This window comes from Roseobacter sp. CCS2, assembly GCF_000169435.1.
GTDB lineage: Bacteria > Pseudomonadota > Alphaproteobacteria > Rhodobacterales > Rhodobacteraceae > Yoonia.
Map to the genome: position 1 here is coordinate 337775 of NZ_AAYB01000002.1, position 14441 is coordinate 352215.

General features: G+C 55.2%; 17 protein-coding genes. 12 read left to right on the forward strand and 5 right to left on the reverse strand.

Annotated features, from left to right (window positions below; translation table 11 throughout):
* Positions 1-89: 89 nt before the first annotated feature.
* Entirely contained in the window at positions 90-1052 is a 963-nt protein-coding gene (gene mdh / locus RCCS2_RS08245; RefSeq protein WP_008233160.1) for a malate dehydrogenase, read from the reverse strand.
* 160 nt (positions 1053-1212) lie between these two features.
* Here mdh and RCCS2_RS08250 point away from each other — a divergent pair, with 160 nt between their 5' ends.
* A complete protein-coding gene (locus RCCS2_RS08250) occupies positions 1213-1968 on the forward strand; it encodes a sulfite exporter TauE/SafE family protein (protein WP_008233162.1) in 756 nt (251 codons plus the stop codon).
* Between the two features lie 14 nt (positions 1969-1982).
* Here RCCS2_RS08250 and RCCS2_RS08255 read toward each other — a convergent pair whose 3' ends face one another.
* Positions 1983-2297 (reverse strand): hypothetical protein, encoded by a 315-nt coding sequence (locus tag RCCS2_RS08255; protein WP_008233164.1) that lies wholly within the window; start codon positions 2295-2297, stop codon positions 1983-1985.
* Between the two features lie 196 nt (positions 2298-2493).
* Between RCCS2_RS08255 and RCCS2_RS08260 the strand changes: the two genes are divergently transcribed.
* The 10 genes from RCCS2_RS08260 to RCCS2_RS08305 all read left to right on the forward strand — a co-directional run bounded on the left by RCCS2_RS08260 (position 2494) and on the right by RCCS2_RS08305 (position 9410).
* Entirely contained in the window at positions 2494-3336 is an 843-nt protein-coding gene (locus RCCS2_RS08260) for an HpcH/HpaI aldolase/citrate lyase family protein (RefSeq protein ID WP_037293949.1), read from the forward strand.
* On the forward strand, positions 3333-3887 hold the full coding sequence (locus tag RCCS2_RS08265) for an NnrU family protein (RefSeq protein WP_008233170.1): 555 nt from the start codon (positions 3333-3335) through the stop codon (positions 3885-3887). The genes RCCS2_RS08260 and RCCS2_RS08265 overlap by 4 nt, the downstream gene beginning before the upstream one ends.
* Positions 3888-3891: 4 nt before the next feature.
* Positions 3892-4095: a DUF1737 domain-containing protein gene (locus RCCS2_RS08270; protein ID WP_008233173.1), complete on the forward strand. Its 204-nt coding sequence runs from the start codon at positions 3892-3894 to the stop codon at positions 4093-4095.
* On the forward strand, positions 4092-5117 hold the full coding sequence (locus RCCS2_RS08275; protein WP_008233174.1) for a MaoC family dehydratase: 1026 nt from the start codon (positions 4092-4094) through the stop codon (positions 5115-5117). Before RCCS2_RS08270 ends, RCCS2_RS08275 begins: the two co-directional genes overlap by 4 nt.
* A 274-nt stretch (positions 5118-5391) precedes the next feature.
* Positions 5392-5775: a succinate dehydrogenase, cytochrome b556 subunit gene (gene sdhC / locus RCCS2_RS08280; RefSeq protein ID WP_008233183.1), complete on the forward strand. Its 384-nt coding sequence runs from the start codon at positions 5392-5394 to the stop codon at positions 5773-5775.
* A gap of 12 nt (positions 5776-5787) precedes the next feature.
* Entirely contained in the window at positions 5788-6159 is a 372-nt protein-coding gene (gene sdhD / locus RCCS2_RS08285) for a succinate dehydrogenase, hydrophobic membrane anchor protein (RefSeq protein ID WP_008233186.1), read from the forward strand.
* A 21-nt stretch (positions 6160-6180) separates the two neighbouring features.
* The gene (gene sdhA, locus RCCS2_RS08290) at positions 6181-7986 is read left to right on the forward strand and encodes a succinate dehydrogenase flavoprotein subunit (protein ID WP_008233187.1); all 1806 of its coding nucleotides are present in this window, start codon (positions 6181-6183) and stop codon (positions 7984-7986) included.
* Entirely contained in the window at positions 7986-8309 is a 324-nt protein-coding gene (locus tag RCCS2_RS08295; RefSeq protein WP_008233189.1) for a hypothetical protein, read from the forward strand. Before sdhA ends, RCCS2_RS08295 begins: the two co-directional genes overlap by 1 nt.
* The gene (locus RCCS2_RS08300) at positions 8306-8593 is read left to right on the forward strand and encodes a hypothetical protein (protein WP_008233191.1); all 288 of its coding nucleotides are present in this window, start codon (positions 8306-8308) and stop codon (positions 8591-8593) included. The genes RCCS2_RS08295 and RCCS2_RS08300 overlap by 4 nt, the downstream gene beginning before the upstream one ends.
* 37 nt (positions 8594-8630) lie before the next feature.
* Positions 8631-9410, forward strand: a complete 780-nt coding sequence (locus RCCS2_RS08305) for a succinate dehydrogenase iron-sulfur subunit (protein ID WP_008233193.1) — start codon at positions 8631-8633, stop codon at positions 9408-9410.
* Between the two features lie 258 nt (positions 9411-9668).
* On the opposite strand, the gene deoD is transcribed toward RCCS2_RS08305, so the two are convergent.
* The 3 genes from deoD to RCCS2_RS08320 all read right to left on the reverse strand — a co-directional run bounded on the left by deoD (position 9669) and on the right by RCCS2_RS08320 (position 12837).
* Positions 9669-10373: a purine-nucleoside phosphorylase gene (gene deoD, locus RCCS2_RS08310; protein ID WP_008233195.1), complete on the reverse strand. Its 705-nt coding sequence runs from the start codon at positions 10371-10373 to the stop codon at positions 9669-9671.
* A gap of 56 nt (positions 10374-10429) precedes the next feature.
* Positions 10430-10768 (reverse strand): H-NS histone family protein, encoded by a 339-nt coding sequence (locus tag RCCS2_RS08315; RefSeq protein ID WP_008233197.1) that lies wholly within the window; start codon positions 10766-10768, stop codon positions 10430-10432.
* A gap of 101 nt (positions 10769-10869) precedes the next feature.
* The gene (locus tag RCCS2_RS08320; RefSeq protein ID WP_008233198.1) at positions 10870-12837 is read right to left on the reverse strand and encodes a protein meaA; all 1968 of its coding nucleotides are present in this window, start codon (positions 12835-12837) and stop codon (positions 10870-10872) included.
* 93 nt (positions 12838-12930) lie between these two features.
* Between RCCS2_RS08320 and RCCS2_RS08325 the strand changes: the two genes are divergently transcribed.
* A complete protein-coding gene (locus RCCS2_RS08325) occupies positions 12931-14373 on the forward strand; it encodes a 1-acyl-sn-glycerol-3-phosphate acyltransferase (protein WP_008233200.1) in 1443 nt (480 codons plus the stop codon).
* Positions 14374-14441 lie beyond the last annotated feature (68 nt).

Below are 14441 nucleotides of genomic sequence, written 5' to 3' on the forward strand. Positions count from 1 at the left end.
CTTTTCTATAATTTGAACATAGATCATGAACAATGTTCATTCAAGAGGTAAAAAGTAGAGCGCTCGGATGGCGCTCTACTTCCGTTGGTTTAGGACAGGCTGTCGTCGATGCCTTTGCAGGCCTCAACCAGGCCCTTTACGGCGTCGACGGATTTGTCGAACATCGCTTGCTCATCTTTGTTCATCTTGATCTCGACCACGCGCTCGATCCCGCCAGCGCCAATGACGGTTGGGACGCCAACGTAGAACCCATCAAGGCCATAGGCGCCATCAACATGGGCCGCGCATGGCAGCAGGCGCTTTTGATCTTTGAGGTAGGCTTCAGCCATTTCGATGCCGGATGTGGCTGGCGCATAGAATGCAGAGCCGGTTTTCAGCAGGCCAACGATTTCCGCGCCACCGTCGCGCGTGCGCTGCACGATCGCATCAAGTTTTTCTTGTGTGGTCCAACCCATGTCCACCAGATCTGGCAGGGGGATACCTGCGACGGTGGAATAGCGGGTCAGTGGAACCATCGTGTCGCCATGGCCGCCAAGCACAAAGGCTGTGACATCGCGCATGGAGACGTCGAATTCTTCGGCAAGGAAGTGACGGAAGCGTGCACTATCCAGAACACCCGCCATGCCGCAGACCATGTGGTGCGGCAGGCCGGAAAATTCGCGCAGCGCCCAAACCATCGCATCCAGCGGGTTGGTGATGCAGATTACGAAGGCGTTTGGCGCATGGGCTGCAATGCCTTCGCCCACGGATTTCATGACTTTCAGGTTGATGCCCAACAGGTCATCGCGGGACATGCCGGGCTTGCGCGCCACACCGGCGGTCACGATGCAGACGTCAGCGCCAGCGATATCTTCATAGCTGTTGGCACCTTTGAAGCTGCCGTCAAATTTTGCGGCAGGGCCGCTTTCGGCGATATCAAGCGCCTTACCTTGAGGGATGCCTTCGGCAATATCGAAGAGCACAACATCGCCGAGTTCTTTGACAGCTGCGAGGTGCGCGAGCGTGCCGCCGATTTGTCCGGCGCCGATAAGGGCAATCTTGGGTCTGGCCATTGAAACAGGTCCTTTGGTGATTTGGCTTTCGGCGCTTTGGGTAAGGGTTTGCAGCCGCGCGCGCAAGTGTGCTGCATCGCGGCATCGGCCAAAGTTGTGTGGTCAAGATGATGCCAAACCGCTAACGAGACGTGAATGAAGGACAAATCGGACCGCTTACGTGATTGACTTTGGATGGCAATTTTTTGCGGCTGGCATCCCTGCGATCATCTTTGGGGGCATTTCCAAGGGTGGTTTCGGGTCTGGTGCCGCATTTGTCGCTGGTGCGATTCTGGCGCTTGTTGTGCCGCCAAGTGTTGCTTTGGGCATTGTGCTGCCGCTGTTTATGCTGGTCGATGCGGCGACGCTGAAACCCTATTGGGGCAAATGGCATTGGCCATCTGCCAAGGGTTTGATGCTGGGCGCGATCCCGGGCTGCATCATTGCAGCTTGGCTTTACACGATTGTTGATGCGGATGTGTTTCGGTTGTTGATCGGTGTGATCTGTCTGGCTTTCGTGGCGTTCCAGTGGTCACGTGCGATGGGTTGGCTGACCGTGAAGCAGATGCCGTTTTCTGCGCCTCTTGCACGGTTTGCGGGCACGGTGAGCGGTTTCACGAGCTTTGTCAGCCACGCAGGCGGGCCGCCCGCCGCGGTGTTCCTGCTTTCGCAAGGACTAAGCAAGACAGCGTATCAAGCCACAACGGTGGTGACATTTTGGGCGATCAACTGGATGAAGGCTGTGCCTTATGCCTTCTTGGGTATCTTCAGCTGGGATACGATAATGGGTAGCTTGGTCTTGGCGCCATTTGCTTTGCTGGGTGCGTGGATTGGCTTGAAGGCGCATCATTTGGTGCCAGAGCGGCTTTTCTTTGGCATCACTTATGTTTTGCTCGTGTTCACGGGCGTCCGGCTTATCGCGATTGCATTGGCATAAGCCGGACCCTGATATCAGCTTTGGCTGTCGAAGTTTGCCAAAGGTTCGTTCACATATTGATAGGCTTGGCCTGCGGCGACAAGACAGGTTGGCCCGCCGGGGCGGGTGACCGTGATGGTCCATGATCCGGTGTCCATTGACGCAAAAACCTCAACCACAGCGTTATCACTGCCCAAACCGATAGACTGGCGGCTTTCGCCATACCGTTCGCCCAGCCGTTCGACCACTGTCGCGTGGTCTGCGCAATGACCGGTTTGCGCACTGACCGGGTGCGCGGCAAGCAGTGCGGCACCAATGCCGAATGACATCAGAAAAAATGTACGTCTCATCTTTGTTCCCCTTTATTGCGAAAGGTCACCGCAGCACTGGCGCAGTGTCCCAAGTGGATCAAATTCTGCGGTCAACTTGCGCTAAATTGGTTAACACACCGTAACGACGCCATTGCGCTGCGTTGCGGCAATTTCGCCTTGAATGATCCGCTCAAATCTGGCGTTCTTTGCGCAACATTATTACGAGGAAGATTCGATGCATGACCGCCCTTACCGATCAGCACTTTATATTCCGGGGTCCAAAGACCGGGCGCTGGACAAGGCGCGGGGTTTGCCTGTCGATGTAATCCTGTTTGATTTGGAAGATGCCGTCGCGCCAGACGCCAAGATCGCGGCGCGCGATACGCTTTATGCGGCATTGGCGGACGGTGGATATGGTGCGCGGCTCAAGATTGTGCGCATCAATGGGCTGGATACGGAATGGGGCGCGGCGGATGCGGCTGCTGTCGCGGCGATGAATTGCGATGCGGTTCTGCTGCCCAAAGTGAATAGTCCCGAAGATGTCGATGCGTTGGCTGCTTTGGTCCCGGATTTGCCGATCTGGGCGATGATGGAGACGCCGCAGGGCATTTTAAATGCCGAAAGCATTGCCAAACATCCACGGATTGCGGGGTTTGTGCTGGGCACAAATGATCTGGCGAAAGATCTGAATTCACGGACCCGCGCAGCGCTGATGACATCCTTGCAGCTTTGTATGCTGGCTGCAAAGGCTGCCGGAATCGTGGCATTAGATGGCGTCTACAATGCGTTCAAGGATGAGGACGGGTTGCGCGCCGAATGTGAAGAAGGTCGCGACATGGGCTTTGATGGCAAAACGCTGATCCACCCGGCACAGGTTGGGATCGCTAACGCCGCCTTTGGTCCGACAGAGGACGAGATTGATTTGGCGCGCCGTCAGATTGCAGCCTTTGAGCAGGCGGAAGCCGAGGGGCAGGGTGTTGCCGTGGTTGATGGCCGCATCGTTGAGAACTTGCATATCGTGACCGCCCGCGCGACCTTGGCGAAAGCTGACGCCATCGCCGCATTGGAGACCACATGACATTATTGATCGCAGGTGTTGCCCTTTGGTGGGCGGCGCATTTGTTCAAACGCGTGGCCCCGGGGCCGCGTGCAAAACTGGGTGAGCCGGGCAAGGGGCTTGTGAAGGTTCTGATTGTGGTCAGCATTGTGCTGATGGTGCTGGGGTATCGTGCCGCCGATGGGGCCGTGTATTGGGGCCGCGATCCCATGTGGGTCGGGATTAATAATCTGCTGATGATCTTGGCGTTTTATTTTTATGCCGCAAGTGCGGCGAAAGATGCGAAAATCTGGTTGGGTACCAAGGTGCGTCATCCGCAACTGACCGGGTTTTCGATTTGGGCTGTGGCGCATTTGCTGGTGAATGGCGATACACCGTCGTTCATCTTGTTCGGTGGGCTTCTGGTTTGGGCTATTGTGGAAATCCTGCTGATCAATGCGCAAGAGGGGCCTTGGCAGACCCCTGACCGTGCGCCGGTCAAAAAGGAAATCGTGGCAATCGTTGTGACAATTGTTGTTACGGTTGTCGTGATGGGAATTCACTATGCGCTGGGCGTGACGCCATGGGGGTAGTGCGATGAAAATCTACAGACTGCTGACTGAGGATGACACGTCGGCCTTTTGCCATAAAGTGTCCGAGGCACTGTCAAAAGGATGGGAGCTTTATGGCGACCCGACCTATGCCTTTGACCATGCCAATGGTGTGATGCGCTGCGGGCAGGCGGTGACGAAAGATGTCGACACACCCTATTCCACAGATATGAAGTTGGGGCAGCAATGATCAAGACGAACACAGGCCGTTTTTTTGAGGACTACGCCGTGGGTGATGTGATCACCCACGCGGTGCCCCGCACGATTTCCGGGGGCGAGCGGGCGATGTATCATGCGCTTTATCCCGCACGTGGGGCGCTTTATTCTTCGGATGAGTTCGCACGCGCCTGTGGATTGCCCGCTTCACCTGTCGATGATCTGATCACGTTTCATACCGTTTTCGGCAAGACCGTTCCGGATGTGTCGTTGAACGCGGTGGCCAACCTTGGCTATGCCGAGGGGCGCTGGCTGCGTCCGGTTTATCCCGGCGACACGCTGGTGTCGCAGTCCGAAGTGATTGGGATAAAGCAGAACTCCAACGGGAAATCTGGTGTCGTGTGGGTCCGTACCACCGGGCGCAATCAGCATGGTGAAGAGGTTCTGAACTACGTGCGCTGGGTGATGGTGCGTAAATACAAGACAACACCTGCGCCGCATCCAGTCATCCCGGAATTGGCGGCTGCGGTCGCCGCGTCTGATATCGTTGTGCCTGACGGCCTGACCTTTGCGGCGTATGATTTTGCCCTTGCCGGAGAGCCGCATCGTATGTCGGATTATGCGGTGGGTGAGATTATCGACCATGTCGATGGTGTGACGATTGAAGAGGCTGAACATATGCTGGCCACCCGCCTGTGGCAGAACACGGCGAAGGTGCACTTTGATGCGAAAAACCGCCCGGATGGGAAGCGGTTGATCTATGGCGGCCATGTAATCTCGCTGGCGCGGGCGCTGTCCTTCAATGGATTGGCCAATGCGCAGATGATCGTGGCGTTAAATGCAGGTGCACACGCGAACCCTTGTTTTGCGGGTGATACGGTGCGCGCGTGGTCAGAGGTGCTGGATAGGGCAGAGACAGACACGCCGGGTGTCGGTGCGATCCGGTTGCGCTTGGTGGCGACCAAAGGCGATGCAGGGGTTTTGCGCGGGGACGACGGCAAATATCATCCGGACGTGCTGCTTGATCTGGATTACTGGGCCTTGATGCCAGCCTGATACAGTAGTTGTGATTTGCGCGACCCAGCATCGCCGCTGGTGTGGCGTCGTGCGCAAGCTGCTGCGTGAGTTGACCAAGTCGCTGGCAGGATTGCAGCATTTTGTGATCACAGATTTTTCGAGTGTGATCACAAGTAATAAAAACTTAATCAGACGCGACCATTTTTCACGCTATTAGCCTGTCAGTTGGCGTGACTCTCCTGATGGAATGGTGCAATAAGACTATCAAAGGCGTCGTCTTGCCGGACGACACATGCCAACGAAGGGAACTGTTATGGCTGACGTGAACCGGGGCAATCGCCCGCTTTCACCGCATTTGACGATCTATCGTCCGCAATGGACGTCAATGTCCTCAATTCTGGTTCGGATTACCGGCAATGCGCTGATTGTCGCCGCGCTGATGATCGTGTGGTGGTTTGTGGCGGCGGCGGCGGGGCCAGATGCATTCGCAACTGCCAATGGGTTCGTGACCAGCTGGTTTGGCGATCTGATCATGACCCTTTCGGTATTGGGTCTTTGGTATCACCTGCTGGGCGGTTTGCGCCATTTGGTGTGGGACAGCGGACGCATGCTGGATGTTGATAAGTCAGAGCTTGCCGCGCAGATGATGGTTGTGCTGTCAGTTTTGCTGACAATCTTTACCATCGTTGTTGTGTAAAGGGGCGCTGATATGGCTTTTTTGACTGATCGTAAGCGCGCCTCTGGCATGGGGTCTGCAAAGACCGGGACAGAGCATCATTGGCAGATGATGGTCACATCCGTGGCGCTATTGATCCTGATCCCAATGTTTATCTTCACCTTCGGCTGGATCCTTGGGGCACCTTATGAAGAGGTGATTGCCTATTACCAACGTCCATTCCCGGCTGTTGTGGCGATCCTGACTTTGTTGGTTGGCTTTTTTCATTACCGGTTGGGTGTCCAAACCCTGATCGAGGATTATGTCCATGGTTTCGCCCGCAAGGCCGCAATCATTGGCATGATCTGCCTGTCCTATGCAGCGGCGGCTTTTGCGATTTTCGCAATCATCCGCATCGCCCTTTAATACTTTCGGAGCAACCTCAAGATGGCAGCCTACGAATACGAAACACATACCTATGACGCGATTGTTGTAGGGGCCGGTGGCGCTGGCCTGCGGGCTACATTGGGTCTAGCCGAACAGGGTCTACGGACCGCATGTATCACCAAGGTGTTCCCGACCCGGTCGCACACTGTCGCCGCACAGGGCGGTATCGCCGCCTCCCTTGGCAACATGGGCCCCGATAGCTGGCAGTGGCATATGTATGACACCGTCAAAGGATCGGACTGGTTGGGTGATACCGACGCGATGGAGTATTTGGCCCGTGAAGCGCCCAAAGCGGTTTATGAGCTGGAACACTACGGCGTACCGTTTTCGCGGACCGAAGAGGGCAAGATCTACCAGCGTCCCTTTGGGGGTCACACGACCGAGTTTGGTGAAGGCCCGCCTGTGCAACGTACCTGTGCTGCCGCCGACCGGACTGGCCACGCGATTTTGCATACGCTTTATGGCCAATCGCTGAAACAGCAGGCCGAGTTTTACATCGAATATTTCGCCCTTGATCTGATCATGTCAGATGATGGCATCTGCCAGGGTGTGATCGCATGGAAGCTGGACGACGGCACCATGCATGTGTTCAACGCCAAGACTGTTGTGCTGGCCACAGGCGGCTATGGCCGTGCGTATTTCAGCGCGACATCTGCCCACACCTGTACAGGTGATGGCGGCGGTATGGTCGCCCGTCAGGGGCTGCCATTGCAGGATATGGAGTTTGTGCAGTTCCATCCAACCGGGATTTATGGTGCGGGTTGCTTGATTACCGAAGGCGCGCGCGGCGAGGGTGGTTATCTGACCAACTCTGAAGGTGAGCGGTTTATGGAGCGCTATGCCCCGAACTACAAAGACCTTGCCCCCCGCGATTACGTTAGCCGCTGTATGACGATGGAAATCCGCGAAGGGCGCGGCGTGGGGGCGAATGGCGACCACATCAGCCTGAATCTGAACCACTTGCCGAAAGAAGCTTTGGCCGAACGCCTGCCGGGTATTTCGGAAAGCGCACGCATCTTTGCGGGTGTTGACGTGACTAAGGAAGCGATCCCTGTGCTACCGACCGTACACTACAACATGGGCGGTATCCCAACAAACTATCACGGTGAGGTTCTGAACCCGACGAAGAAGGACCCAACTGCTGTTGTGCCGGGTCTGATGGCTGTGGGTGAAGCGGGCTGTGCGTCCGTGCATGGGGCGAACCGCTTGGGCTCAAACAGCCTGATCGACCTTGTGGTCTTTGGCCGCGCCGCTGCAATCCGTGCGGGTGAGGTTGTGGACCGGGATGCACCTAATCCAACGCTGAACCAAGCGTCGGTTGATGCGTGCTTTGACCGTTTTGACGGGCTGCGCCATGCCAAAGGCACTGTTGGCACTGCTGAACTGCGTCTTGAAATGCAAAAGGCGATGCAGGCAGATGCGGCCGTGTTCCGTACCGACAAAACGCTGGGCGAAGGTGTGGAGAAGATGACGGCGATTGCGGAAAAGATGGACGATCTTTATGTCACTGACCGCAGTCTTGTCTGGAACAGCGACCTGATGGAAACGCTGGAATTAACCAACCTGATGCCCAATGCGCTGGCCACAATCGTGGGTGCCGAGGCGCGCAAGGAAAGCCGTGGCGCGCATGCGCATGAAGATTATGCAACGCGTGATGACGAAAAATGGCGGGTGCATACGCTAAGCCATGTTGATGCAGCCAAAGTGAAGCTTAGCTATCGCCCAGTGATCACTGAAGGTCTGACGACTGAGGCTGAGGGCGGGATTTCCAAAGCGAAAATCGCCCCGAAAGAGCGGACATTTTGATGCGTATTCTGGCTTCTTTGATTGCAGTACCCATGATGCTTGCGGGATGTATCCAAGACCTTGGTCCGACGGGCGATGTATTTGCGCGCGACGCGGCAAAGGGTGTGGTGAATACCGCAGTCCAGACCCGTTTTCCGGGCGTTGATGCGCGGCCATTGACCGATTGCATCATCGACAACGCCTCAACCCCTGAGATTTTGCAGATTGCTGAAGGTGCACTTGTCGGTGCAAATGCGGCGACAACGGACCTGATTGTGAAAATCGCGGAACGGCCAGAAACTGTGCGGTGTACGGTAAATAGTTCTTTGGGGCTGAACCTATGATGCGATTTGCAGTTATTGGTGGAGTGATGTTGATAAGTGCTTGCGCGCCGATCACGCCAGAACGCGCAGCAGACCGCTGCGAAGACCGCGCGCGTGCAGCGCAAGGCCCCGAAGTTGGGCTGAACGTTGGCGTCAATAGCGACACTGGCGCGTCCGCAAGCGCGGACATTAGCATAAGCGCAGATGCGATACGCGGCCTTGACCCAATCGCGGTCTACGAAAGCTGTGTTTTGAATTTGACAGGTGAGCCGCCGATCCGGCCAGTCCGCCTGCGTGCACGATAAGATTTAGGGCCCTGCCTTAGACGGAAGGAACGACAAGATGGTACAACTGACACTTCCCAAGAATTCCCGCATGACTGTGGGTAAAACGTGGCCTAAGCCGGAAGGTGCGACCAACCTGCGCAAAGTGCAGGTTTACCGCTGGAACCCGGATGATGGCAAAACCCCGCAGCTTGATACGTACTTTATCGATATGGATGACTGCGGTCCGATGGTTCTGGATGCGCTGATCAAGATAAAGAACGAGATTGATCCGACACTGACATTCCGCCGGTCATGCCGCGAGGGCATTTGTGGATCTTGCGCGATGAATATCGACGGGATCAATACGCTGGCCTGTATTTACGGCATGGATGAAATCAAGGGCGATGTGAAAATCTATCCGTTGCCGCACATGCCGGTGATCAAGGATTTGATCCCTGATTTGACGCATTTTTACGCGCAGCATGCCTCTGTCATGCCATGGCTTGAGACGAAGACGAACCGCCCTGCCAAAGAGTGGAAGCAATCGATTGACGACCGCAAAAAGCTGGATGGTCTGTATGAATGCGTGATGTGCGCATGTTGTTCAACGTCTTGCCCATCCTACTGGTGGAACGGTGATCGGTATCTGGGTCCTGCCGCTCTGTTGCACGCTTACCGCTGGATCATCGACAGCCGCGATGAGGCGACGGGCGAGCGTTTGGATGAACTGGAAGATCCGTTCAAGCTTTATCGCTGCCATACAATTATGAACTGCGCCAAGACATGTCCAAAGGGGCTTAACCCAGCCAAGGCGATTGCGCATATCAAAGGCATGATGGTCGAACGGGTCGTTTAACGCTGACTGTTGTTTTCGGCTGCAACGTCGAAGGGGGCTGTCTGCCCCCCGCTTACACGTCCCCCGAGGATATTTATGGGCCAATAATAACGAGGCATTAACCCAGATCAGTGATGCTTATCGGGCGGTACAGGCAGGGATGCTGATGACCGTGGCCGGTAATGACCGGAAGGGCTCGTCTTTGTTGGCGGGCCCTTGTCTATTATTGGTCCATAAATCTCCTGAGAGGGACCTGAAACGTGGCCGGGGGTAAACCCCCTATGCAAAGGCTGCCGCAAGCGCGATTTCAACCATATCACCGAACGACCGTTCGCGGTCTTCTGCTGGCAGCGCTTCATGCGTGATCAGGTGGTCGCTGACGGTTAGGACGGCCAAGGCGCGCCGCCCATAGCGCGCAGCGAGATTATAGAGTTCGGCTGCCTCCATCTCGACCCCTAAAATCCCGTGTCGGACCATCTGTTCATTCAGGTCAGGGCGTTCATCATAGAATACATCCGACGAATAAATGCCGCCCACATGGGTCGGCACACCCTTTGATTTTGCGGCCTGATGTGCAGCTGCCAGCAGAACATAGTCGGCGCAGGGGGCGAAATTCAGTTCTTTGAAGATCCCCCGCGATGGCGTTGAAAGCGTTGAGGCTGTCATGGCAAGGATCACATCGCGGATACCGACATTTTTTTGCATGCCCCCACAAGAGCCAATACGGATCAACGTCTGAACATCGTAATCCTTGATCAGCTCGTTGGCATAGATTGACAGTGACGGCATGCCCATGCCGGACCCCTGGATCGTCACAGGATGTCCGTTCCATGTGCCTGTAAAGCCCAGCATACCACGCACTTCGTTGATGCAACGCGCATCGGTCAAAAATGTCTCGGCGGCCCATTTCGCGCGATAGGGATCGCCGGGCATCAGCACGGTTGGGGCGATATCGCTTTTTTCAGCACCGATGTGGATTGTCATGACTGGGCCTTCCTATATTTTGGCCCAGCCTAAGCGCAGTCGATCAGAGGTGAAAGCTAGATTTCCATCGCGTCCGGGGATGTTCCGGCCTTGATCGCAGCTTTGAACCAATCCGGTTGCCGCCCTTTGCCCGTCCAGGTTTGGTCGCTGTTGGCGGGGTTTTTGTACTTTGGGACCGACACGGTTTTTGGACCGGCCTTGCGCTTGCGTGCAGGCTTTGCAGTCGCATCACCGGTAAGTTCTGCCAAGGAAAACCCATGAGATGCGGCCGCTTTTTCAGCAGCGATGAGTGCGGATTTTTTATCTTTCTCGGCCATTTTGACCAACGCTTTTTCAACATTGGCTTTAAGCTTTTCCAGCTCTTTGCGTGTCATGGATTTCAGATCAGGTTTCATATTGGTCGCTCCGGTTCAATTTGGCCGACCTATACATGATTGAAAACAAGACTGCATCCGCAATCAATGCGGTGCTATACAAAAGCGTAGGAAATTGCCGGTTATTCAGCCGCGACTGAGCGTGGATCGACCAATGTAACGATATCATCCATGATTTTGTTCAATTCAAAATCTTTTGGCGTATAAACACGCGCGACACCCATGGCACGTAATTCATCGGCGTCTTCATCTGGAATGATGCCACCAGCAATTACCGGAATATGTGTCATGCCTTCTGCCCGTAGCCGGGTCATAACATCCCGGACCAATGGAATATGCGAACCTGAAAGAATGGACAGACCAATCACATGCACATCGCCGTTTTGCGCTGCTGTCACGATTTCTTCGGGCGTCAGGCGAATACCTTCGTAATCAATGTCCATACCGCAGTCGCGCGCGCGTGCCGCGATTTGTTCGGCCCCATTTGAATGCCCGTCCAGCCCCGGCTTTCCGACCAAGAATTTTAGGCGGCGGCCAAGTGCGGTGCTGACCAAATCAACCTGTTCGCGCAGGTCTTCCAACCCTTCGGTCCGGTTGGATGGATTGCTGCTGACACCCGTTGGCGCACGGTATTGCCCGAATACGCTGCGGATTACGTCAGACCATTCGCCCGTTGTGACACCAGCCCGCGCGCATTCAATAGAAGGCGGCATGATATTACTGCCGTCTTTGGCGGCGTTGTGCAGCGCGGTCAGCGCGTCTTTCACCGCCGCGTCATCGCGGTTTGCTTTCCACGCTTTGAGACGGCGCAGCTGATCTGCTTCAGCCTTTGGATCGGATACCATAATGGCATCGTCACCGGCGGTCAGCGGCGAAGGTTCGCCCGCTTGCCATTTGTTTACACCAACGACCGTGGTGTCGCCCTTTTCAATGCCACCAATACGCGCCGCATTACTTTCGACAAGCCGTGATTTCATATAGGCGATTGCGCCGACCGCCCCGCCCATCCCATCAATTTGCGCCAATTCGGCGCGCGCGCCGTCTTTAAGTTCGTTTACCTTGCGGTCAATTGCCGGGTTACCATCAAACAGATCGTCGAATTCCAAAAGATCCGTTTCATAGGCCAAAATTTGTTGCATCCGCAGTGACCATTGCTGGTCCCATGGACGCGGCAGGCCAAGCGCTTCGTTCCATGCGGGTAATTGTACCGCACGGGCGCGGGCGTTTTTGGAAAGGGTGACGGCGAGTGTTTCCAATAAAATACGGTAGACGTTGTTTTCGGGTTGCTGTTCGGTCAGGCCGAGGGAATTGACTTGAACACCGTAGCGGAAACGCCGGTATTTGGCATCTTCGACGCCGTATCGATTGGCGCAAATTTCGTCCCATAATTCGACAAAGGCCCGCATTTTGCACAGTTCGGTTACGAAGCGAATACCGGCGTTGACGAAAAATGAAATGCGCCCGACCATTGCGGGGAAATGCGCAGCCGGTACTTTGTCTTTCAGGTCGTCCAACACGGCCGTGGCTGTTGCCAAGGCGAAGGCCAGCTCTTCTTCTGGCGTCGCCCCTACCTCTTGCAAATGGTAGGAGCAGACGTTCATCGGGTTCCATTTGGGCAGATGTTCGCGGGTGTAGGCCGCCACATCCGTAATCATCCGCAGCGATGGTTCTGGCGGGCAGATGTAGGTACCGCGTGAAAGGTATTCTTTGATGATGTCGTTTTGCACGGTGCCTTGTAGGGCACTGATATCGGCGCCTTGTTCTTCAGCGACCGCGATATAAAGCGACAACAACCAAGGCGCTGTGGCGTTGATCGTCATGGATGTGTTCATCTGATCCAATGGGATATTGTTGAACAGTGCGCGCATGTCGCCCAAGTGACTTACCGGCACGCCGACTTTGCCGACTTCGCCTTTGGCCAGCACATGATCGCTATCGTAACCCGTCTGCGTGGGTAGATCGAAAGCCACCGAAAGCCCGGTCTGTCCTTTGGCAAGGTTGCCACGATAAAGCGCATTTGATGCCGCGGCGGTCGAGTGACCGGCATATGTCCGAAACAGCCAAGGGCGATCTTTCTGCGGTTGCGGCATTTAGCGGTCTCCTGAATCAGCTTACGTAATTAAATTACACCAGTTGCTGTTTATCGGACATTTTATGGCGCTGTCAATTCGCTGCGTTGCGGCATGATGGGATTTACGTCTGCGCCGTTCCCTGTCACCTTCGCCGGTATGACGCAAACGATATCAATGCCGATCTGGGTGTTCGTTCTGATGGTTCTGTTCGCCGCAGTGACCTTTGCGTCGCATTTCCTGTTCCCCTCTGTGCGCTGGTTTTTCCGCAAACGCGCAGAGCGGGTGATTGCGCGGGTTAATGAAAGATTGCAGCGTCCTATTGAGCCGTTCAAGCTTGCCCGTCGTTATGACATGATCCAACGCCTGATCTATGATCCCGAGGTAACGCAGGCGATTGTGGAACATGCCCGCAAGGAAAAGATCCCCGAAAATGTGGCGTTTGAAAAAGCGCGCCGTTACGCGCGTGAAATCGTGCCGGGGTTTTCGGCAACGGCCTATTTCAGCGTGGGTATTCGTTTGGCGCGGTGGCTGTCCAAGTCGCTTTATCGGATCAAGCTGGGGACATTTGATCGCAAAAGGCTGGAAGAGATTGATCCTGACGCGGCTGTCGTCTTTGTCATCAACCACCGTAGTAACATGGATTATGTATTGGTCACTTATCTGGCTGCAAATGCGGGCGCCTTATCTTATGCGGTTGGTGAGTGGGCACGCGTCTGGCCGCTGTCAGCAATTATCCGGGCGATGGGTGCGTATTTTATCCGCCGTAAATCGCGCGGCGCGCTTTATCGCAAGGTTCTTGCCCGCTATGTGCAAATGGCGACGCGTGGTGGGGTCAGCCAGGCAGTGTTCCCCGAAGGTGGGTTGAGCCTGAATGGTTTGCTTGCCCCGCCACGAATGGGTTTGCTAAATTATGTCGTTGAGGATTTCGACCCGGATGTGCGCGAAGTAATCTTTGTGCCCGTCGCCGTGAATTATGACCGGGTGTTGGAAGACACGATCCTGATCGCGGCTGATAAATCAGGCACGCGTAAGTTCAAACCGCCTTTGACCGGCGTGCTGTGGCGGGTGGCCCGGCATATCGGGTTGCGGATCACAAGGCGTTTTCGGGGTTTTGGCGTTGCGTCTGTCAGCTTTGGTGAACCGCTTGAGTTGTCGAAATTCCATGCCAACAGCACCGATGATCCAACAGAGCAGATCGCCAATGAACTGATGCAGCGTATCGCCGATGTCACGCCTGTGGTCGGCGTGCCTTTGGTGTCGCGCCATTTGCTGCAATCAGCCCCGGTGCAAGTATCAGACCTTGAGGCATCGGTGTCGCGGTCCCTTGCCCTTTTGAAAGATCGCAAATTGCCGACACCCAATCGGTCGGCGCATGACATGGTCGATGATGCCTTAAGCCGGTTGCGGGGCCGCAATCTGATTGCCGAATCTGATGCGGGCATAACGGTGACTGCATCAGGCCAAGACATTTTGACCTTTTACGCCAACTCAATCGCGCACCATTTTAATGCAAATGCAGCAAATTCAGACGATTTTTCTGCGGTTGCAGAGTAATTAAATTACAAAAGTAGACTTCATTGGGTTGCAAAATTGCTTCGTGATCGCTTATTCATATGCCAACG